Consider the following 20,453-nt stretch of genomic DNA (forward strand, 5'->3'; position numbering starts at 1 on the left):
GGGGCCCCTGACGCCCATGGCATGATCGGACGCATGCGTGAACGTGTTGTGGCCGCGTGCGACGGGGCTTCGAAGGGAAACCCGGGGCCGGCCGGCTGGGCCTGGGTCGTCGCCGACGCGACGGAGACCCCCGACCGCTGGGAGGCCGGGCCGCTCGGCAAGGCCACCAACAACGTCGCGGAACTCACCGCGCTGGAGCGGCTGCTGGCCGCCACCGACCCCGCCGTGCCCCTCGAGATCCGCATGGACTCGCAGTACGCGATGAAGGCCGTCACCGCCTGGCTGCCCAACTGGAAGCGCAACGGCTGGAAGACGGCCGCCGGCAAGCCGGTCGCCAACCAGGACCTCGTGGTCCGCATCGACGAACTGCTCACCGGCCGCGAGGTCGAGTTCCGCTACGTCCCCGCCCATCAGGTCGACGGCGACCGGCTCAACGACTTCGCCGACCGGGCCGCCAGCCAGGCCGCGAGCGCCCAGGAGAGCGCGGGCAGCGCCCTCGGCTCCCCGGTGCCGCCGCCCGCGCCGGACGCCCCGGTGAAGGCCCCGCGGCGCAAGCCGGCAGCCCGTGGCGGCGGCTCCTCGCGCACGCTCAAGGCCAAGTTCCCCGGCCGCTGCGGCGTCTGTGGCCGTTCCTACGCGGCCGGTGAGTCCATCGCCAAGAACGCCTCCGGCTGGGGCCACCCGGAGTGCCGTACCGCCGAGGCCTGATCGGCAAAGGTGCGGGCGGGGAGTTCGGGTGGGACTCCCCGCGATCGTCGTCCCCCCGGCTCGCCGTACTCCGGCAAAGTGACGCCTTTCGCGATCCCGGTGACTGCTACCCTGCGTCGCACATCAACCGCTCTGAGTCATGACCAGGGGTGCGCGTGAAGGTCGCCATCGTCGGAGGCGGGCCCGCCGGCCTGTATCTGTCGATCCTGCTGAAGCTCCAGGATCCCGCCCACGACATCACCGTCCACGAGCGCGATCCCGAGGGCTCCACCTACGGCTGGGGCGTCACCTACTGGCAGGGGCTCCTCGACCGCCTCCACGCCCACGACCCCGAGTCCGCCCGGGCCGTCGACGCGGCCTCGGTGCGCTGGAGCGACGGCGTGGCCCACGTCCGCGACCTCACCACCCGCCACCGCGGCGACCAGGGCCACGGCATCGGCCGCCACCGGCTGCTGGAGATCCTCGCCGCCCGGGCCCGCTCCCTCGGCGTGCGGCTCCACCACCAGCACGAGGTCACCGACGCGCAGGCCGTCGCGGACGCCGACCTCGTGGTCGCGGCCGACGGCGTCCGCAGTGCCCTGCGCACCCGGCACGCCGACCACTTCGGCACCGAGGTCTCCGTCGGCCGCAACTCCTACATCTGGCTCGGCACCACCAAGGTCTTCGACGCGTTCACCTTCGCCTTCGTCGAGACCGACCACGGCTGGATCTGGGCGTACGGCTACGGCTACAGCGACACCCACAGCACCTGCGTCGTGGAATGCTCCCCCGAGACCTGGACCGGCCTGGGCCTGGACCGGGCGAGCGAGGCCGACGGGCTCGCCCTGCTGGAGAAGCTGTTCGCGGACGTCCTCGACGGCCACCCCCTCATCGGCCGCGACCGGTCCGACGGCGGCGCCCAGTGGCTGAACTTCCGCACCCTCACCAACCGCACCTGGCACCGCGACAACCTCGTCCTGCTCGGCGACGCCGCCCACACCACGCACTACTCCATCGGCGCGGGCACCACCCTCGCCCTGGAGGACGCCATCGCCCTGGCCGACGCCCTAAGCGAGCACGCAGCACTGCCCGACGCCCTCGCCGCCTACGAGCGCGACCGCAAGCAGGCCCTGCTGTCCGTGCAGAGCGCGGCCCGCTACAGCGCCCAGTGGTACGAGAACCTGCCCCGCTACATCCACCTCCCGCCCGAGCGCATGTTCGCCCTGCTCGGCCAGCGCCACTCACCGCTGCTGCCGTACGTCCCGCCCCAGCTGTACTACCGGCTGGACCGGGCGGCCGGACAGCTGGAGCCGCTGCGCCGCCTCAAGCGCTGGCTCGGACCGAGGCTGGCACGCGGCGTGCACGCCAGGAGGCTGGAGTCCCGCAAGTGACCGGGTCGCGGCGGGCCGTCGGGTGACGTGCCCGTTTGGAGGAGCCGCCGTGCGGATACCCGAGGGCTCATGACAGCGGAGGCGGCGAAACGGACGGGGCGTGACGAGACACCGGAGGAGCGCGCGGACCGGATGTGGGGCGAGCTCATCCAAGAGGTCCGGGTGGCCCAGATGGGCGTGCAGATCCTGTTCGGCTTCCTGCTGACCGTCGTCTTCACCCCGACCTACAGGCGGCTGTCGGACACCGACCAGACGATCTACATCGTCACCGTCGTCCTCGGCGCCTGCGCGACCGGCGCTCTCATCGGCCCCGTCTCGCTGCACCGGCTCGTCTCCGGCCGACGGGTGAAACCGCAGGCGGTGCGGGTGGCCTCCAAGCTGACGCTGCTCGGGCTGGTGCTGCTGCTCGCCACCATGACCGCGTCCCTGCTGCTCATCCTGCGGGTGGCGACCCACAACGGCTTCGTGCCCTATCTGGTCACGGCCGTCGTCGCCTGGTACGTGCTGTGCTGGTTCGGGATCCCCATGTGGACGCGTCATCGCCACACCTCGCGGTGAGGGCCGACGCGGTCAGAGGCGGCTGAGCTGCCGGTCGTGCACCCGGCTCAGCGCCAGCAGCGCCACCGTGGCCCCGATCAGCGCGCAGAACATGTCCCATTGGGTGTCCCACACATCGCCCTGCGTGGCGAGGAACGCGTCCGCCGAGTGACCGCCGATCACGGCCGCCGCCCACTCGAACATCTCGAAGACCGCGCTGAAGGCCAGACACGCGCACACCGTCAGCGGCGCCAGCCACCGGCTGCCCCGCAGCGGCGAGGTCCGGCCGAGCAGCTCCCGCACCAGGATCGCCGGCACGAAGCCCTGCATCAGATGCCCGAACCTGTCGTACGGATTGCGCTCCAGGCCGAACGTGTCGCGCACCCAGTCGCCGAGCGGCACCTCGGCGTAGGTGTAGTGCCCGCCCAGCGACAGCACCAGCGCGTGCACCGCGAGCAGCCCGCACAGTAGCCCCGTCAGCGGGAAGCGCCGCCAGGTCAGGGCGATCAGCGGCAGGCCGACGATCACCCAGAACGTCTCCAGGAACCACGTCATGCGGTCCTGCGGCGCCCAGGCCGAAACGGCGAGCCCGGCCACCGCCACCGCGGCGAACAGCAGGGGCGGCACCCGGCGACCGGCACGGGCGGTGGACTGGGCGGACAACGCGGTCGTCGCGGACGTCGCGGGCATGGGCGGGCTCCTCTTCGTGGGAGCACCATCGTGGCGGCGGCCGTCCGGCGGCGACATGAGTACGCGTACTCAACCGCCCCCGGCCGCTGGGACGTTACTCCCCGGAGCTCTCCTCGCGGGCCCCGCGCAGCGCCGTCAGGCAGCTGCCGATGGCCTGCTGGAGCTCCTCCAGCCGCTGCACCATGTCGTCCTCGTAGAAGTCCTGCGCGTCGTCGAAGGTCAGCTCCTCGAACGCCTTCGTCGCCTTCTGCAGACTGCTGTAGAACTTCGTCCGCCGCTCCCGCACCCGCAGCTCGGGATCGGCCTCCACGGCCTCGATGACCAGCGACTTCATCGAGTCGTAGGCCTCGCTCGCCCACTCGCCGGCGTCCTCGTCCGCCTCCAGCTCGTCGATCAGCGAAAGATGCCGCTCGGCCTCCAGCCGTACGTCCAGCGGCGCGTCGACGGTCTGCCCGGCCGGGGTGCGGATCTGGCCGGACTCGGCGATCTGCCGGACGTACCCGATCCGGTCGGCGGCCCGGCTCTCACCGGCGACGGCCTTCTTCAGCTCGTCCGTACGTACGACGTCCCGCGCCAGCTCGGCCTGGAGCTCCGGGTCCTCGCGCACCCGGTCGAGCAGTGCCTGGCGGGCCGCGCGGGCGGTGGAGGGGTCGGCGAGGATCGCGGCGCGCAGCGCGGTCGGGTTCTCGGCGACCTCCAGCGCCTTCGTCGGACGGATGCCCTCGGCCTCGGCGGCCTCCGCGATGGCGGTTCCCCGCTCGGAGGTCGCGCTGGAGCGTGCCACGTAGTAGCTCAACCACACGTCCGCGTCCGGCAGTTCGACCTCCTGCCCGGGCGTGAGCGCCTCGAAGTGCGGGACCATCCCGTCGTCGGCGGCCCGGTCCCAGGCCTTGTAGTAGCGCATGACCCGCTCCGCGGAGCACCCGGCCAGCTCGGCGAACTCCTTCGCCGACACCTTCGGCGTCTCCTGCGCGCCCTGGCCGCCCGGCCGTACGCTGCGCGCCACCATCAGTCCGAAGGCCCAGCCGCCGGTGCGCGCGTACGCGCCGAACTCGCGCGCGTCACGGGCCACGAGGTCGGCGAGCGGCGCGGGGGAGGCGGGGGCCGGGTCGAGCGAGGGGGGCGCCAGGGTCACGGACGGTCTCCTAGGAAGGGCTACAGATGCAGAGAGGAAGCCTATATGCACCGGTTGGCCGTGCTTTGCCATCCCTCGCCGTGGCAAGACGGCGCGTATGACCTCTCGAACTTTCGCGCCGAATCCGGTGAGGATGTCCCCATGACCGCGCGCCCCCTGCCCTCCAGCACCCCGGCCGCCCAGGGCGTCGACGCCGCCGGCGTCCTCGCCCTCCTCGACGCCCTTGAGGCCGAACCCGACATCGAGATGCACAGTCTGATGGTGCTGCGCCACGGCCATGTCGTGGCCGCCGGCTGGTGGGCGCCGTACGCGCCCGAGCGGCGCCATCTGCTGTATTCGCTGAGCAAGAGCTTCACCGCGACGGCCGCCGCGTTGGCGCTCGAGGACGGACTGATCGGCCTGGACGAGCCGGTGCTCGCCCATTTCCCCGAGTTCGAGGCCGACATCACCGACCCGCGCAGCCGGGCCATGCTCATCCGGCATGTGGCGACCATGTCCAGCGGCCATCTCGCCGAGACCGTCGACGACGCCTACGGCACCGACCCCGCCGAACCGGTCCGCGGCTTCCTGCTCCAGCCGCCGCAGCGCGACCCCGGCACCGTCTTCGCCTACAACCAGCCCACCACCTACACCCTCGCCGCGATCCTCCAGAAGGTCACCGGGCAGCCGCTCACCGAGTACCTGCGCCCCCGCCTGTTCGACCCGCTCGGCATCGGCGAGGCGGCCTGGCTGCGCGACGGGACGGGCCGCGAACTCGGCTTCAGCGGACTGCACCTGACCACGGAGGACGTCGCGCGGTTCGGCGAACTGTATCTGCGCGACGGCGTCTGGCAGGGGCGGCGGCTGCTGCCCGAGGGGTGGGTCGCCGAGGCGAGCCGCGCGCATGTGCCGACCGTGGGCGCCATGGGCGGCACCGACCGGCAGGACTGGGACCAGGGCTACGGCATCCAGTTCTGGCGCTCCCGCAACGGCTTCCGCGGGGACGGCGCCTTCGGCCAGTTCTGCCTGGTGCTCCCCGAGCAGGACGCCGTGATCGTGACGACCGCGGCCACCGAGGAGATGCAGACCCTGCTGAACCACGTGTGGCGGCACCTGCTGCCGGCCTTCCGTCCCGCCCCGCTGCCCGGTGCCCAGGACGCCGTCCTCGCGGACCGGCTGGCCCGGCTGGCGCTGCCGCCGGCGACCGGCAAGGCCGCCCCGCCGGAGCGGCCCGAGACCTGGGCGGGCGCGTCCTTCAGCCCGTACGGCGGTGTCTGCGCCGACCAGCCCGGGCTGAGCGGCGTCGAGGTGACCCCCGGCGCGGACGGCTGGACGGTCACCCTCAGCGAGAACGGCCACCGGCTCGAGCTGGGCCTCGGCACCGGCGGCTGGGCCGTCGCCGAGGAGCCGCTGCCCGTCGCGGTGAGCGGCGGCTGGACCGACCCGGACACGCTCGTCGTGGAGACGCTGTTCCTGGAGACCCCGCACCGGCTGGTGCTGACCTGCTCGCTCCCGGACCGCACCTTCACCGCCCGCTGGCGCCACGTACCGCTGCACCGGGCGCCGCTGGGACGGCTGCGGGCGCCGCTCACGCCGGGTCCGCCTGCCTGAAGGTCCGCAGGAAGGCGGCCAGCGCCGCGCGGTTCCCGGCGTCGGACCAGTCGGCCGCCGGGGTCGTCCAGCGCAGTGAGTAGCCGCGGCCGTCACCGAGGAGGAAGCCCCGGCCGAGGGTCCGCAGCCGCAGGCCGCCCGTCGTGCTGAGCCACTGCATGTCGGCGGCCCTGCGGCCCTGGTACGTCCGTGCCGCGATCGCCCCGACCCGGCGGAAGCCGCCCGCCCGGCGCAGGTCCTGCTCCACGCCGCGCCAGACGGCGACCGGGTCCGGGCCGACGCGCGCGCTGTAGGTGACGGTGAGCGTGCGCGGGTCGCCGGAGGCGCCGAGCACCACGCGATAGGCCAGGTCGTCCACGCGGGTCGTGTCCAGTGGGCGCCAGCCGTCGGGCAGGGCGACGGAGAAGCCCTCCGGGGAGCTGTACGTGCGAAAGCCGTCCGGCAGCCCTGTCGGGGAGTCGGTCGGCGTGGCCGTGCGTGTCGGTGTCGCGGGCGTGGCCGGCGTCGGGGGCGCGGCCACGGGTGCGGACGTACGAGGTGCGGCGCGGCGGTCGGGCGCGGAGGTGCCCGAGCCGGGGAACGTACCCGTCGCCGCGAGCACCGCGACCGTCACCGTGACCACGGCGAGGGCCGTGCCGACGGCGAGCATGCGTCCGCCGCGGCCCGAGACCGAGCGGCACACCGTGGCGGCGTAGGGGTGCCGCACGCGCGGCCGGGGCACCGGCGCCGTCGTGGCATCCGCCGACAGCACCCGGGTCAGGGCCTCGCGCACCACCGGCCGGGACAGCCGGTCACGGGACTCCTTGCGCAGCAGCCCCTGCACGGCCCGGGCGAGCGGACCGGCCCGCACAGGGGCGCGCAGCGGCAGCCGGTCCACGCCCTTCAGCGTGGCCTCGGGCCGGCCGCGCTCCCGGAAGGGCGGGCGGCCCTCGACCATCGTGTAGAGGATCGCGCCCAGCGCCCATAGATCCGCCGCCGGACCGATCCGCTCGTCGCGTGCCTGCTCGGGCGAGGCGTACGACGGTGCCGTGAGCCGCGGTGCGAGCGTCGCGCCCGCCAGCCCGAACCCGCCCACGACGGCCGGGCCGCGCTCCGGCACGAACACCTGCCCGGGGCTCAGCTCCCCGTGCGTGAGGCCCGCCGCATGTGCCGCGTCCAGCACGTCGAGCAGCTCCAGACCGATCCGCGCCGCCCGCACATAGTTGAACGCGCCCCGCTGGGCCAGGAGTTCCCCGAGCGGGGTGCCGCCCACCCACTCGGTGACCGTCCACAGGGCGTCCGCGTCCGTCACCGCGTCGAGCACCGCCGGGACCCGGTCCGGGCACAGTGTCCGCATGGTCTCCGCGGCGTGCAATACCCGGCTCACCGCCCGCCGCGCGGCCCGCGCGTCAAGACCGCCCTCGGGCAGCCCCACCCGCGTCAGCAGACAGGGGCGGCCCGTCTCGACGTCCTCGCCGTACCAGCCCACGCGGTTCGTCTCCTGCTGCACGACCTCCAGGGGCCGGTACCGGCCGGCGATCAGCTCTTCCGCGGAGAGGTGCGGCTCGACCATGGTCATTCCCTCGCTGGACCCGGATTGTCGGTCTCCCAGTGGTACGGCGAGCGAGAGGCTGTGCGTTCAACGGCGACGGCAACGCTGACTTGACGTCAGGAGAGATGGGCGGAAGGAGTCGTCAGGCGGGGTCCTCCGTGCTGTCCAGGCCGAAGCGGGCCGTCCAGCCCGCCATGTCCGCGGCCGACACATTGCCCCCGCACACCACCAGACCGAGCCGGGCCCCGTCGCCGACCCGCTCCAGCACCCGGCGGGCCGCGGGAAGCAGACAGCCGGCCGCCGGCTCGGCCCACACCTTGGCGTGCTCGGCGAGGTCCAGACAGCCGCGGACCGCCTCCCGGTCGGGGACCACCAGCACCTCGGTGACCAGGGACGCCACATGCTCGTAGGTCAGCTCGCTCACCGACGGGGCGCTCAGCGTGCTCACGATCGACGACAGCGGCACCGGTCTCGGCCCGCCTGCCGCCAGCGCCACCGACATCGCCTCGGCGCCCTCGGTCTCCACGCCCCACACCCGCACACCCGGGCGTCGCGCCTTCAGGGCCGCCGCCACACCGGCGATCAGGCCGCCACCGCCGATGCTGACCAGCACATCCGTCAGCTCGTCCGCGTCCTCGGCCAGCTCAAGACCCACTGTGCCCTGACCCGCGACGACCAGCGGGTCGTCGAAGGGGTGCACCAGCGTCATGCCCTCGCCGCGCAGCCGGTCCATCAGCGCGAACGCCTCGTCCATGGTGTCGGTCAGCCGCACCGACGCCCCCGCCGCCTCGGCGATCCGCACCGCGCGGGCCGGCGCCGAACGCGGCATCACCAGCGTGGCCTTCACATGGAAGGCCGCGGCCGTCACCGCGAACGCGATGCCGTGGTTGCCGCCGCTGACCGCCACCACACCGGCCGCGCGCTCGGCCTCCGTGAGCGACAGCAGCTTGGCCGTGGCGCCGCGGACCTTGAAGGAGCCGGTGTGCTGGAGCAGTTCCAGCTTCGCCGTGACCGGCACGCCGAGCAGCGCGCTCAGCCCCGGACTGGGCACGGTGGGGGTGCGGACGATGTGCCCGGCGATGCGCTCGGCCGCGGCCTCGATGTCCGTGATGCTGATCAAGAACTCACCTTTCCGTGTACTCGTGTCCCGGGTCGCTCACGCGCCGAACAGCTGTGTCCAGTACGTGCCCGCCCGGCCGCCACCCGCGAAGCCGATGCCTATGTGGGTGAAGTCCGGCCGAAGGATGTTCGCGCGGTGGCCGGGGCTGTTCATCCAGCCCGTGACCACCTCGGCGGGGGAGCGCTGGCCGCAGGCGATGTTCTCGCCTATGGACCGCCGGGCGGCCCCCGCGGCGGCGGCCCGGTCCCAGGGTCTGCTGCCGTCCGGCGCGGTGTGCGCGTAGAAGTCCCGGGCCACCATGTCCGCGCTGTGCGCCTGCGCGGCTCTGGTCAGGAGCGGGTCCGCGGCGAGCGGCGGCAGTCCGGCCGTGGCCCGCTCGACGTTGGTCAGCGCCACCACCTCCGCCTCCGTACGGGCCAGATCCCCGGGCCCGAGCGGCCGGGCCCACAGCGCCGTCCAGAACATGTCGGCCTGCCCGAGCCCGGCGTGGGTGAACGCGGCGTCCTGAAGGGTGCGCCGGGCCTGCGCGCTGCTCAGGCAGTGGTCCAGGAACTCCTCCGGGGTGCGCGGCCCGGACACCAGATGCTCGCCGACGCGCACATACGCGTATCCGGTCCGGGTCAGTCGCTGATAGACCGAGACGCCGTCCTGCCCCTCGACCCCGAGCCGCCCCGCGGCGGCCATCGCGGCGGCATGCCCCTGCGCGGCGGCGGCGAGGCGGGGGTCGAACGCGACGGAGGGTGAACCGGCCTGTGCCCGGGCGGCGTTGACGGGGGCCAGCCATGAGGGGGCATCCGGCGATGGACCGTTTCCCGCCGAGGTGCTCGTCCCCTCGTCCGTCACCTCGACGCCGAAGTCCCGGGCCAGGCCCGCCAGGCCCTCGGTGTAGCCCTGGCCGAGGGCGCGGAGCTTCCAGGCGGGGCCGCGGCGGTAGAGCTCGGCCAGGAGCAGGACGGTCTCCTCGCGGGGGCGGGGCGGGGAGAAGCGGGCGAGGAGGCGACCGCCCGCAGCGGTGAGAAGGAGGGTGGGGGAGGGGAGGTGGCTCAAGGGCGTACCGGGCTCGGCCGGGCTGACGGCCACGGTGACCCGGGTGGCCCCGGCACGCAGGGCTCCGGGGTCGACGGTGAGGGTGTCACCGGCGAGGCGGGCGCCCGGCGCGGACGGCTGGTTGAAGAACACGAAGTCGGCGTCGCCGCGCACCCGGCCGCCGTCGTCCGTGATCAGCGCGCACACGTCGAACGGCCCGGGCACCCGCACGGTCAGCGCACCCTGCGGCAGGGGCACATTGCCCCCGGGGACCAACTCACTCATCCCGCCCCCCCCGCTGTCGTGACCGGGGACCCCTCGCCCGGCCGTGGCTCTCGACCGCACAACGGCCGGGCCCCGGCCGGGGTTCCCGCGACACGCCGGGCCGACCCGCATCGAGCAGGCCGTCCCCGGTCGGGTCCGGTCAGGTCATCGGCCGGGTCGGGTCAGGTCATCGGGTCAGCCCTCGTCGATCAGCCCCGACCCCGCCCCTTGCGCGGCGTCCTGCTGTCGCTCGGCCGGCACGGTGGCGCGCCTGGCCGTGGTCTTCCCGCAGAACGCCGACTCCAGCGTGCCCAGCATCGTGTCGAGCACCTTGCCGTTGTTGGAGGTGTTGGCCAGAGCGGCGAGGCTGCGCCTGCCGTCCTTGGAGGTGAACGCGTACGTGTAGTAGCCCTGGACCGCGCCCGTGTGGCCGTACACCGAGATCCCGCAGGACAGAGTGCGGCGCCGCAGTCCGAGGCCGTACGCCTGGGTGCTGTTCACCGGGGTCCACCTGGTCATCTGCTGCAGCATCGCGGTGGAGGTGAGCTTCCCGCGCATGACGGCCGAGGTGAAGGTGTTCAGGTCCTGGGCCGAGGAGATCAGGGCCCCGGCGCTCTGTGCCCAGGACACCGTCTGCCGGGTGGAGTCGACGAGCCTCGCGCCCGCCTCGTCGGGGGTGAGATAGCCGCGCGCGTACCTGCCGGGCAGAGCCGTGTCCGGGTGGACGTAGAAGGTGTCGCGCAGCTTCAGCGGCTCGATGATCCGGGTGCGGTACGCGCTTGCCACGTTCTTCCCGGTGAGCTTCTCGATCAGCATGCCCGCGACGACGAAGTTGGTGTTGGAGTACGCGTACGCGGCCCCCGGCGCGCCCGTGCGCGGCCGGCTCAGCGAGCGGCTCACCAACTGCCGGTAGGTGAAGACCTTGTTGCGGACCGACTCGAAGCCGGGCACGGTCTTGGCGAACATGTCGTTGGTGTAGTCGTACAGCCCGCTGCGGTGGCTGAGCACATGCCGGACCGTGATGCGGTCGTCGGGCAGCAGGCCGGGCAGATAGCGGTTGACGGGCGCGTCCAGCTTCAGCCGGCCCTCGTCGACGAGCTGGAGCAGCACCACGGCGGAGAAGACCTTCGTGACGCTGCCGATGCGGAACCGGTCGTTGGTGGTGATGGTCCGCCCGGTTCCGCGGTCGGCGACGCCGGAGGACACCCGGTGCACGATGCCGTGGTCGTCGACGCGCGCCATCGCCCCGGGCGCACCCTGCCGTCGCGCCGTGCTCAGCACACTGCGCAGCCCCGCGAGGTCGGGCGCCGCCACGCTCTGCGGGACGTTCTGGGCCGATGCGGCGTAGGCCGATACCGCCGTCGCGGGGGCCGGCACCGCCAGGAAGGACAGCACCACCGCGCCGAGTACGGCGGTCCTGCTCACCGTGTTCTTCACCATCCGGCTCCGCTCCCTCTCCTGCCTGGGGGGTTGGTCATGTCTGCGCACGAGATGGGGGTTTTGCGTGCGAGATCGGTCACATCCAGGCGGGGCAACTTTCTCGCATCCCGTCACATCTCCACAGGCGACACACAGTTGGCGGCCGAACCTGCCTTTCCGGGCCTGTAGGGCCGCCCCTGGCGCTAAGGAAGCCACAACAGTGCGTAGACCCCACATACGCGGCCTGGCGGTCGCCGTCGCCGTGACGTCGGCCGCCACGGGCCTCACCGGCACGGCATTCGCGAACACCGCCTCGCCCTCGGTCGTCGACGCGGCCCGGGCCGCCGCCTTCGCCCACGCCGGTGCGACCGGTGTCGTCCGCGGCGACGAACTGCAGCCGCAGGACGTGCTGACCGACCCGGAGGGCGCCCGGCACGTCCGGTTCGTCCGCACCCACAACGGCATGCCCGTCCTCGGCGGTGACCTCGTCGTCCACCTCACCGACAAGCTGGCCTACGCGGGCGTGACCCGCGCCGCCGACCACGCGGTCCGCCCGGACACCGTCCGTGCCGAGCTCACCGCCGGCCAGGCCCGGGCCAAGGCCGCCGCTGCCGCGGACGGCACCGCAGGCGCCGCCGAGCTCGTCGTGGACGCCCGCGACGGCGACGCGACCCTCGCCTACCAGGTCCAGGTCACCGGCAGCGACACCGCCGAGGGCACCGGCACCAGCACGGTCGTCGTCGACGCCGTCACCGGCGAGATCCTCAGCAACACGCCCGACGCCGACGAGTTCCTGTCACCGAAGCTGGTGCGCACCCTGCGCGCCCGCGGCGAGCGCCTCGACCCCGCGACGGGCATCGCGCCGGCCACGCCCCGCCTCACCGGCGCGACGGCGGCCGCCAGCTACCCGGCGCCCGCCACCGGCACCGGCAAGTCGCTGTTCGCCGGCCAGGTCCAGCTCTCCACCACGCGTACGGCCGCCACGACGTACGTGCTGAAGGACCCCAAGCGCTGGGGCACCGAGACCCGCGACGCGCGGGGCCTGGAGCCGACCGCCTTCTCCCAGACCAAGCGGTTCACCACCAGCACCAACATCTGGGGCAACGGCACCGTCTCCAACCGGGCCACCGCCGCCGTCGACGCCCAGTACGGCGTCGCCGAGACGCTGGACTTCTACAAGGAGCGGTTCAACCGCAAGGGCATCAAGAACGACTCCAAGGGCGCCCGCGCGATCGTCCACTTCGGCAACAAGGTCGGCAACGCCTTCTGGGACCCGTACTGCGGCTGCATGCTGTACGGCGACGGGGACGGCGACCTGTTCAAGAAGCCGCTCGTCGTCCTCGACGTCACCGGCCACGAGCTGAGCCACGGCGTCGTGGACGCCACCGCCCGCCTCGAGCCCACCCGGGTCGACCGCCAGGGCAACCAGTACGGCGAGGCCGGCTCCCTCAACGAGTCGCTCGCCGATATCTTCGGCTCCGGCGTCGAGTTCCAGGCGAAGAACGCCAAGAACCCGCCGAACTACTTCATGGGCGAGAAGCTCGGCCTGTCCCAGAAGTTCCTGCGCCGCCTCGACAAGCCCTCCCTCGACGTGCTGGAAGGCGCCATCGACTACTGGTCGCCGGCCGTCTACGACGCCGAGGTCCACGCCGGCTCCGGCGTCTCCTCGCACGCCTTCTACCTGCTCGCCGAGGGCAGCGGCCGCAAGACCATCGGCAGCGTCACCTACGACTCGCCGACCATCGACGGCCTGCCCGTCAAGGGCATCGGCCGCGCCAAGGCCCTCGCCATCTTCTACCGGGCCCTGACCCGCTACATGGTCTCCACGACCGACTTCCACGACGCGCGCATCGCGACGATGAAGGCGGCCAGGGACATGTACGGCTCGGGCAGCGTCGAGTACAAGGCGGTCAGCCGCGCCTGGGCGGCCGTCAACGTCCGGGTGGCCAACACCCCCACCCGCTGACGCCGACCGGCACCCACAGGCGCCCCCGAGGACCAACCTCCGGGGCGCCTTCGCCGTCCCGGCGCGGTCCCTGGGGCCGGACCCTTGTCGCCCTGCGGTCGTCTTGCCGTCGCCACCGTGGTCGTCCAGGCGGTCGTCCCGTGGTCGTGCTGCCGTCGTCGCCCCCGCGGTCGTCCCCGCGATCGTGCTGCGGTCGCCCCCGCGATCGTCCCGCGGTCGTTCTGCCGTCGCCCCTGCGGTCGTCTCCCCGTCGTCCGGCAGTCGCCCCCGGGGCCGTCCCGCTGTCGCCCCCTGCGGTTGTCCTGCCGTCGTCCTGTGGTCCCCCTGCAGTCGCCCTTGCGGGCGCCCCGCCCTCGTCCCCGCGGTCGCTCCGCCGGCGTCCCGCATCGCCCGCCGGCATCCCGCATTGCCCCCCGCGGGCGCCCCGCCCTAGCCCCGCCGCACCGCGGCCGTCAGCCCGCGCGCCCCCCTGCGATCAGGCCCTCCCGATACGCGATCGCCACCGCCTCCGTGCGGCTCGCGGCGCCGAGCTTGGCGAGGATGTTGGAGACGTGGACGCTGGCGGTCTTGCCGGTGATGAACAGTTCCTCGCCGATCTGGCGGTTGCTGCGGCCGAGCGCGAGCAGGCGTAGCACGTCCTGTTCGCGGGCCGTCAGACGGGCGGGGCCGCTGCTGCCCGCAGGCGCCGGCTCGGCGAGGCGAGCCCGGCGCAGAAGGGCGTCGACACGCTCCAGCAGGGGCGTGGCGCCGAGCCGGGCGGCCGTCTCGCGGGCCGCCTTCGCCTCGGCGGCCGCCTCCTCGCGGCGGTCGGCCGCCAGCAGGGCCTCCGCGAACGGCACCCGCGCGCGGGCCTGTTCATAGGGGTCCCCGTAGTCGAACGCGGTGACGGCGGCCGCCCAGGCCTCCGGGTCGAGGCCACGCTGCGCCCGTATGCACTCCGCCTCGGCACGGGCCAGCCAGGCCAGCCCCTCGGGGCCCTGCCGCCGGCCGTTCACACCGCGTCCGGCGGACTGCCGTGCCAGGCCGACGAGTTCGGCCGCCGTGTCCGTCCAGCGCCGGGCCGCCGGCTCGTCGCCGGACGCGCGGCTCGCGACCGCCGCGTCGGCGACCGCGGACAGGGCGAGCGCGGCCAGCCGTACGGTGACGTCCGGGAGGGTGCCCGAGTCGTCCTTGAGGGTCTCCGCCAACGCCCGCATCCGCGCCACCGAGCCCTCGGCGTCCCCGCGCTGCGCGGCCGCGTCCGTCAGCACGATCCCCGCGACCAGCACCGACATCCACTCGAACGGCCCCCGCAGCAGCTCCTCGGCCCGCTCCACGGCCGACGCGTCCCCGCGCGCGAGCCGCACGAACAGCGCGGGCCCCACCGTGAACGCGCCCGCGGCGGGCAGCACCCCGGCGTCCTGCTCCGCCGCGCGGACGCAGTCGTCCCAACGGCCCACCGAGTACAGCGCCATCAGCCGCAGATAGCGCATCTCCAGCGGATACGGCGACGACAGCAGCCCGGCACCGCGCGCCCGGTCGAGCCCCTCGTCCAGCCAGGGCAGGCACTCCTGCAGCGCGCCCGCCTCGAAGGCGCCGATGGCCAGATGGAACAGGGCACGCAGCTCCACCGGAGCATTGCCCGAACCCCGGGCCAGCTCCCGCGCCTCGAGCAGCCGGGCCCGGCCCTCCGGGCTGCGGCGGCCGTCGAAGTAGGCGAGCGAGACCAGCAGGTCGGCCCGCGCGTCGGTGAGGTCCAGGGCCTCGGCGGCCTTCAGCGCCTGCTGCGCCACCCGCTGGGCGATCTCCGCCTTCCCGACCTGCCGGGCGGTCAGCGCATGCGTGGCCGCCGCCCACACCCAGGTCGGCGACGGCGGATCGGCCGGGATCAGCGCCAGTGCCTCGCTGCTGTAGGCGTAGGCGGCCGTGAGACTGTCGACGTCCAGCAGATTGCCCGCCAGGGTGTAGCGGACCCGGGCCGCCAACTCCGAGTCGGCGTCCCGGCCGACGCCCGCGAGCGCCGCCCGCGCGAGGGAGACGGCGCGATGCGACTCCCCGGCGTGCGCGGCCGCCGCCGAGGCACGCAGCATCAGGGTGATCCGGTCGCCCCCCTCACCCTCCGGCCGCGCCTCGGCCGGCACCGACACCCACAGATCGAGGGCGGCCTCCAGATGGCGCAGCTCCTCGGCGGGCGCGCCCAGCCGCTTGGCGTGGTCGGCGGCCTCCAGGGACGCGGTGAGCGCCTCCGGCAGGTCATGGCTCTCCCGGTAGTGGTGAGCACGCTCCGCGGCGGTCTCCGCGCAGCGGCCCCGACCGGCCAGCAGCCGGGCGAACGCCCCGTGCAGCCGCGCCCGCTCGCCCGGCAGCAGATCCGCGTACACCGCCTCGCGCGCGAGGGCGTGCCGGAACGAGTACGTGTCGCCGTCGGCGGAGACCAGCAGCCGGCGCTCCACGGCCTCGCGCAGCGCCGTCTCCAGCGCCTCCTCGGGCAGCCCGGCCGCCTCCCGCAGCAGCTCGTGCTCCACCCGGCGCCCGGCGACCGCGGCCGTGCGCAGCACCTGCTGCGCGGTGTCGGAGACCTGCTCGAAACGGATCAGCAGCACATCGGCCAGCGCGTCCGGCACCCCGCCCGCCCCCGGGTCCGTCGCCGCGAGCAGCTCCTGCGCGTAGAAGGCGTTGCCCTCGGCGCGCTCGACGATCCGGCGGACCGTGGCCTCCGGCAGCGTCCCCTGCTGGTCGTCCTGGAGCACCCGGACCAGCCGGGTCACCTCGGCGTCGGCCATGGGCCGCAGCTCCAGCCGCTCCACCGACGGCAGCCGCACCAGCTCCGCCAGCAGCGGCCGCAGCGGATGCCGGCGGTGCAGGTCGTCCGCGCGGTACGACCCCAGCACCGCGAGCCTGCTGCCGGGCGCGCCACCCGCGGGCCGCTGCAGCACCCCACGGCTGAGCAGGAACCGCAGCAGGTCCCGGGAGGACTGGTCGGCCCAGTGCAGGTCCTCCAGGACGATCAGCAGCGGCGCGCTCTGTGCCAGGTCCGTCAGCAGCCCCGCCACGTCCTCGAACAGCCGCAGCCGTCCGCCCATGTCCCGCGCGCTGTCCGCACCGCCGCCCAGCAGCCGCCCCAGCGCGGGCCGCGCGGCGAGGACCGGCGCGAACCGCTCGTCGGCGGCGAGAGCGCCCAGCACCTCCGTGAACGGCAGATACGGCAGCCCCACGTCACCGAGGTCGACACAGTGTCCCGTCAGCACGGTCACGCCGTCACGCGCGGCCCGCGCGGCCACCTCGTCCAGCAGCCGCGTCTTGCCGACGCCCGCGTCACCGGCCACCAGCACCGCACGCGCCTCACCCCCGCGGGCACGCTCCAGCACCCCGGTGAGCCGGGCGAACTCCTCCTCCCGGCCGACCAGAGGAGTCACAGTGAAGGCGCTGTTCGACACGCCCCCATCCTGGCACGCCCCACCGACAACACCCCGGCCGCGTCCCACCCGGTGGGACGCGGCCGGCGACGGCTTTCGGCGTGCTCAGCGCAGCGACTGCGCCCAGTTCGCCGGCACCCGTCCCGCGGGCCCCGGCACCGGCTGGTCCGCCGGGTGGCTCACCGGCGGGGCCAGCTGGGGGCCGGACGCGTACAGCTCGTCCGTGGCGAAGTCCCAGAACCAGTCCTCGCCGGGCTCGTAGCTCTGGATCACCCGGTGCCCGGTCTCCCGGTAGTGCGCACTGGCGTGCTTGGACGGCGAGTCGTCGCAGCAGCCGACATGCCCGCACTGGGCGCAGCGGCGCAGATGGAACCACCAGCCGCCGGCCGCGTCGCACTCGACGCAGCCGTCGCCGCTGGGCGGCACGGTCGGGTCGATTCCGTTCTCACTGGACATGCGCCGGCTCCTCGGGTGTCTCGGTGTCCTCGATGTTCACGGGCGCCGCCTCGCCCTCCTCGGCGGTCAGCGGCAGCAGGACCTGGAAGCGGGTGTCGCCCGGCACGGACTCCACCGTCAGGCTGCCGTGGTGCTTGTTGACCACGATCCGCCAGGAGATGTCCAGGCCCAGCCCGGTGCCCTCGCCGACCGGCTTGGTGGTGAAGAACGGGTCGAAGATCCGGTCGCGGATCTCCGCCGGGATGCCGGTCCCGGTGTCGCGGAACTCCACCAGCGCATGGTCGTTGTCGAGCGCGGTCCGCACGGTCAGCGTGCCCTGGCCGCCGGCGCTCTTCATCGCCGCGATCGCGTTGTCGATCAGGTTGGTCCACACCTGGTTCAGCTCCGCCGGATACGACGGGATCCTCGGCAGCGAACGGTCGTAGTCCTTGACGACCTTGATCTCCGGCCCGAACTTCCCGGCCAGCATCATCAGGGTGCTGTCGAGGAGTTCGTGCACATCGGAGTTCTGGTAGGGCGCCCGGTCCAGCTGCGAGTACTGCTTGGCGGCGTCCACCAGGCTGGAGATGCGCTTGGTCGAGTCCTCGATCTCGTCCATCAACAGCTCGGTCTCGACCGTGTAGTTGAGCCAGCCGACGGCCGCCTCCAGGATCTCCTCGCCGACCGACGCGGCCACCTGCTCCAGCCAGTCCACGTCGAGCCCCGCCTGCACGAAGGTCGGGGCCAGCCGCCAGCCGTCGGTGATGCCGCGGTCGTCGAGCCAGTCGGAGATCTCGTCCTCGCGGTCGGAGGCCTCCAGCGGGCTGAGCGAGGGTGCCTTGGCGACGCGTTCGGCGGTGCGCTCCTGGATCTCGATCAGGCTCGCGAGCTGCTCCGGCGGATAGGGGCCGGAGGAGATGATCGCCAGCTTGTGCCGCATCTTGGCGACCCGCTCGCGCAGCGACGCCGTGGCCCGTACGGCCGCCGCGGCCGGGTTGTTGAGCTCATGGGTGAGGCCCGCCGACAACGAGCCCAGCGCCAGCAGCCGTTCGCGCTGGCCTATCAGCCGCGCGCTGTTCTTCGACCCGAAGAACACGCCCTCCAGCAGATGCACCGCCATCGGGAACCACTCCCGCATGACGGCCGCGAAGGTGTCGGCCGGCAGCACGAAGAACCGCGTCGGCTGCGTCACCCGCATCGAGTTGTTGTACACCTGCTTCACACGGTCGCCGATGTACGCCTGCATGGCGCCGGTGTACGACCCCGGGTGCGAGCTGCGCACCACCTCGATGTCGTCGCCGCCGACCTTGCGGGACAGCACGACCTCGCCCTCTATCAGCACGAAGAAGCAGGTCGCCGGGTCGCCCTCGGAGTAGACGTGGCCGGGCTGGAACAGCTCCACCCGGCCCTCGGCGCACAGCCGCCCGAGCTGCTCGGACGTCAGCTTCTCGAACAGGAACAGCGAGCCGATCTCCTTGGGACTGCAGGGCATCCGCTGTCCGCTCATGACTGCTCCAGGTAGCGGTGGACGAGCATGACGGCCATGGCTCCCTCTCCGACGGCGGACGCGACACGCTTCGCGGACTCCGCGCGCGCGTCGCCCGCCACGAACACGCCCGGCACATTGGTCTCCAGGTGGTACGGCGGCCGGTCCAGCTCCCAGCCCGCGGGCGGCCGCCCGTCCGGGGTCATCAGGTCGGGCCCGGCCAGGATGAAGCCGCGCTCGTCACGCAGCACCGTGCCCTCCAGCCAGTCGGTCAGCGGGGCGGCGCCGATGAACACGAACATCCACTGCGCGTCGACCCGTTCGGTCTCACCGGTGACGGTGTCGCGCAGCGTGAGCTGCTCCAGCCGGTCGCTGCCGTGCGCGGCCTCCACGACCGTGCCGGTGCGCACGGAGATGTTGGGCGCCTCGGCGATCTGCTGGATCAGATAGTGCGACATCGACGCCGACAGGTCGGGCCCGCGCACCAGCAGGGTGACCGACTTCGCGCCCTTGGACAGGTACATCGCCGCCTGCCCGGCCGAGTTGGCGCCGCCCACGATGTAGATGTCGTGGCCGAGGCAGGAGGGCGCCTCGGTCAGCGCGGAGCCGTAGTAGACGCCCTTGCCGGTCAGTTCGGTCAGGCCCGGCGCGTCCAGCTGCCGGTAGGACACGCCGGTCGCCAGCAGGACGCTGTGCGCCGAGACCGAGGAGCCGTCGGAGAACCGTACGGTCCGTGCGGCGCCGGAGATCTCCAGGCCCGTCACCTCGCGGGCGGTGAGCAGCTCGGCGCCGAACTTGACCGCCTGCCGCCGGGCGCGCTCGGCCAGTTGGGCGCCGGAGACACCGTCGGGGAAGCCGAGGTAGTTCTCGATCCTGGAGCTCTGCCCGGCCTGCCCGCCGGTCGCCGACCGCTCCACGAGCACGGTACGCAGCCCCTCGGAGGCGCCGTAGACGGCCGCGCCGAGACCGGCGGGTCCGCCGCCGATGACCACCAGGTCGTAGAAGTCGGCGGTCGGCGTGGTGGCAAGGCCCACCCGCGCGGCCAGTTCGGGCGCCTCGGGCTCGACCAGCGGCGCGCCGTCGGGCGTGACCACCAGCGGCAGCCGCTGCCCGTCCTCGCCCGCCGCGGCCAGCAGCCGCCTGCCCTCGGGCTCGTCGGCCGAGTACCAGCGGTACGGCACCTGGTTGCGGGCCAGGAACTCGCGCACCTCCGAGGAGCGCGCGGAGAAACGGTGCCCGACGACCTTGGTGCTGGGCACCGGCCGGAAGTCGCTGGACCGCCACGCCTCCAACAGATCGTCCAGGACCGGGTACAGCTTCTCCTCCGGCGGGTCCCACGGCTTGAGGAGGTAGTGGTCCAGGTCGACCACGTTGATCGCGTCGATGGCCGCGTTGGTGTCCGCGTACGCCGTCAGCAGCACCCGCCGGGCGCCCGGGTACACGTCCAGGGCCTGCTCGAGGAACTCGATGCCCGTCATCTGCGGCATGCGGTAGTCGGCGAGGATCACCGCCACCAGATCGCCGCGCAGCTTCAGCTCGCGCAGCGCGTCCAGCGCGGACTCGCCGGACTCCGCGCGCACGATCCGGTACGACCCTCCGTAACGGCGTCTGAGATCACGGGCGACGGCACGGGAGACCCCCGGGTCGTCGTCCACGGTCATGATGACGGTGCGCGCCGCCTCGGCGACTTCAGTCATGCCTCTCCCACCCCGAGCGCTCGTACCTGCGGCGCGGTTCCCCGCCGCCGCGCCGGCTCCCGGCCCATCGTAATTTCGATCGTC

General features: G+C 73.4%; 15 protein-coding genes. 5 read left to right on the forward strand and 10 right to left on the reverse strand.

The genetic code is table 11. The annotated features are described in order from the left end of the window. Positions 1-21: 21 nt before the first annotated feature. The 3 genes from RKD23_RS34605 to RKD23_RS34615 all read left to right on the forward strand — a co-directional run bounded on the left by RKD23_RS34605 (position 22) and on the right by RKD23_RS34615 (position 2,636). Positions 22-708: a ribonuclease H family protein gene (locus tag RKD23_RS34605; protein WP_424857292.1), complete on the forward strand. Its 687-nt coding sequence runs from the start codon at positions 22-24 to the stop codon at positions 706-708. Between the two features lie 149 nt (positions 709-857). Then, on the forward strand, positions 858-2,078 hold the full coding sequence (locus RKD23_RS34610; protein WP_424857293.1) for an FAD-dependent monooxygenase: 1,221 nt from the start codon (positions 858-860) through the stop codon (positions 2,076-2,078). A 69-nt stretch (positions 2,079-2,147) separates the two neighbouring features. After that, entirely contained in the window at positions 2,148-2,636 is a 489-nt protein-coding gene (locus RKD23_RS34615; RefSeq protein ID WP_404038519.1) for a DUF6328 family protein, read from the forward strand. Positions 2,637-2,648: 12 nt separating this feature from the next. Here RKD23_RS34615 and RKD23_RS34620 read toward each other — a convergent pair whose 3' ends face one another. Together RKD23_RS34620 and RKD23_RS34625 are read right to left on the reverse strand one after the other, a co-directional pair. After that, a complete protein-coding gene (locus RKD23_RS34620) occupies positions 2,649-3,305 on the reverse strand; it encodes a DUF2238 domain-containing protein (protein WP_424857294.1) in 657 nt (218 codons plus the stop codon). 94 nt (positions 3,306-3,399) lie between these two features. Beyond that, the gene (locus tag RKD23_RS34625; protein WP_424857295.1) at positions 3,400-4,512 is read right to left on the reverse strand and encodes a hypothetical protein; all 1,113 of its coding nucleotides are present in this window, start codon (positions 4,510-4,512) and stop codon (positions 3,400-3,402) included. A 69-nt stretch (positions 4,513-4,581) separates the two neighbouring features. On the opposite strand from RKD23_RS34625, the gene RKD23_RS34630 reads away from it, so the two are divergent. Beyond that, complete coding sequence (locus RKD23_RS34630; RefSeq protein ID WP_424857296.1) at positions 4,582-6,030, forward strand: serine hydrolase domain-containing protein; 1,449 nt, start codon at positions 4,582-4,584, stop codon at positions 6,028-6,030. On the opposite strand, the gene RKD23_RS34635 is transcribed toward RKD23_RS34630, so the two are convergent. The 4 genes from RKD23_RS34635 to RKD23_RS34650 form a co-directional block, all read right to left on the reverse strand. Then, complete coding sequence (locus RKD23_RS34635; protein ID WP_424857297.1) at positions 6,008-7,588, reverse strand: protein kinase domain-containing protein; 1,581 nt, start codon at positions 7,586-7,588, stop codon at positions 6,008-6,010. The genes RKD23_RS34630 and RKD23_RS34635 overlap by 23 nt on opposite strands. Positions 7,589-7,703: 115 nt before the next feature. Continuing rightward, on the reverse strand, positions 7,704-8,681 hold the full coding sequence (locus RKD23_RS34640) for a threonine/serine dehydratase (protein WP_424857298.1): 978 nt from the start codon (positions 8,679-8,681) through the stop codon (positions 7,704-7,706). Between the two features lie 36 nt (positions 8,682-8,717). After that, entirely contained in the window at positions 8,718-9,992 is a 1,275-nt protein-coding gene (locus RKD23_RS34645; protein WP_424857299.1) for a CAP domain-containing protein, read from the reverse strand. Between the two features lie 174 nt (positions 9,993-10,166). Beyond that, on the reverse strand, positions 10,167-11,411 hold the full coding sequence (locus RKD23_RS34650) for a serine hydrolase domain-containing protein (protein WP_424857300.1): 1,245 nt from the start codon (positions 11,409-11,411) through the stop codon (positions 10,167-10,169). A gap of 199 nt (positions 11,412-11,610) precedes the next feature. On the opposite strand from RKD23_RS34650, the gene RKD23_RS34655 reads away from it, so the two are divergent. After that, positions 11,611-13,356, forward strand: coding sequence for a M4 family metallopeptidase (locus tag RKD23_RS34655; protein WP_424857301.1), 1,746 nt, complete (start codon positions 11,611-11,613; stop codon positions 13,354-13,356). Between the two features lie 452 nt (positions 13,357-13,808). Here RKD23_RS34655 and RKD23_RS34660 read toward each other — a convergent pair whose 3' ends face one another. The 4 genes from RKD23_RS34660 to RKD23_RS34675 form a co-directional block, all read right to left on the reverse strand. Further along, entirely contained in the window at positions 13,809-16,772 is a 2,964-nt protein-coding gene (locus tag RKD23_RS34660) for a helix-turn-helix transcriptional regulator (protein WP_424857302.1), read from the reverse strand. 84 nt (positions 16,773-16,856) lie between these two features. Next, positions 16,857-17,207, reverse strand: coding sequence for a UBP-type zinc finger domain-containing protein (locus RKD23_RS34665; RefSeq protein ID WP_424857303.1), 351 nt, complete (start codon positions 17,205-17,207; stop codon positions 16,857-16,859). Further along, a complete protein-coding gene (locus RKD23_RS34670; RefSeq protein WP_424857304.1) occupies positions 17,197-18,693 on the reverse strand; it encodes an ATP-binding protein in 1,497 nt (498 codons plus the stop codon). The genes RKD23_RS34665 and RKD23_RS34670 overlap by 11 nt, the downstream gene beginning before the upstream one ends. Then, the gene (locus RKD23_RS34675; protein ID WP_424857305.1) at positions 18,690-20,369 is read right to left on the reverse strand and encodes an FAD-dependent oxidoreductase; all 1,680 of its coding nucleotides are present in this window, start codon (positions 20,367-20,369) and stop codon (positions 18,690-18,692) included. Before RKD23_RS34675 ends, RKD23_RS34670 begins: the two co-directional genes overlap by 4 nt. Between the last annotated feature and the right edge of the window lie 84 nt (positions 20,370-20,453).

Origin of the sequence: Streptomyces sp. SAI-170 (assembly GCF_049739565.1) — a bacterium.
GTDB lineage: Bacteria > Actinomycetota > Actinomycetes > Streptomycetales > Streptomycetaceae > Streptomyces.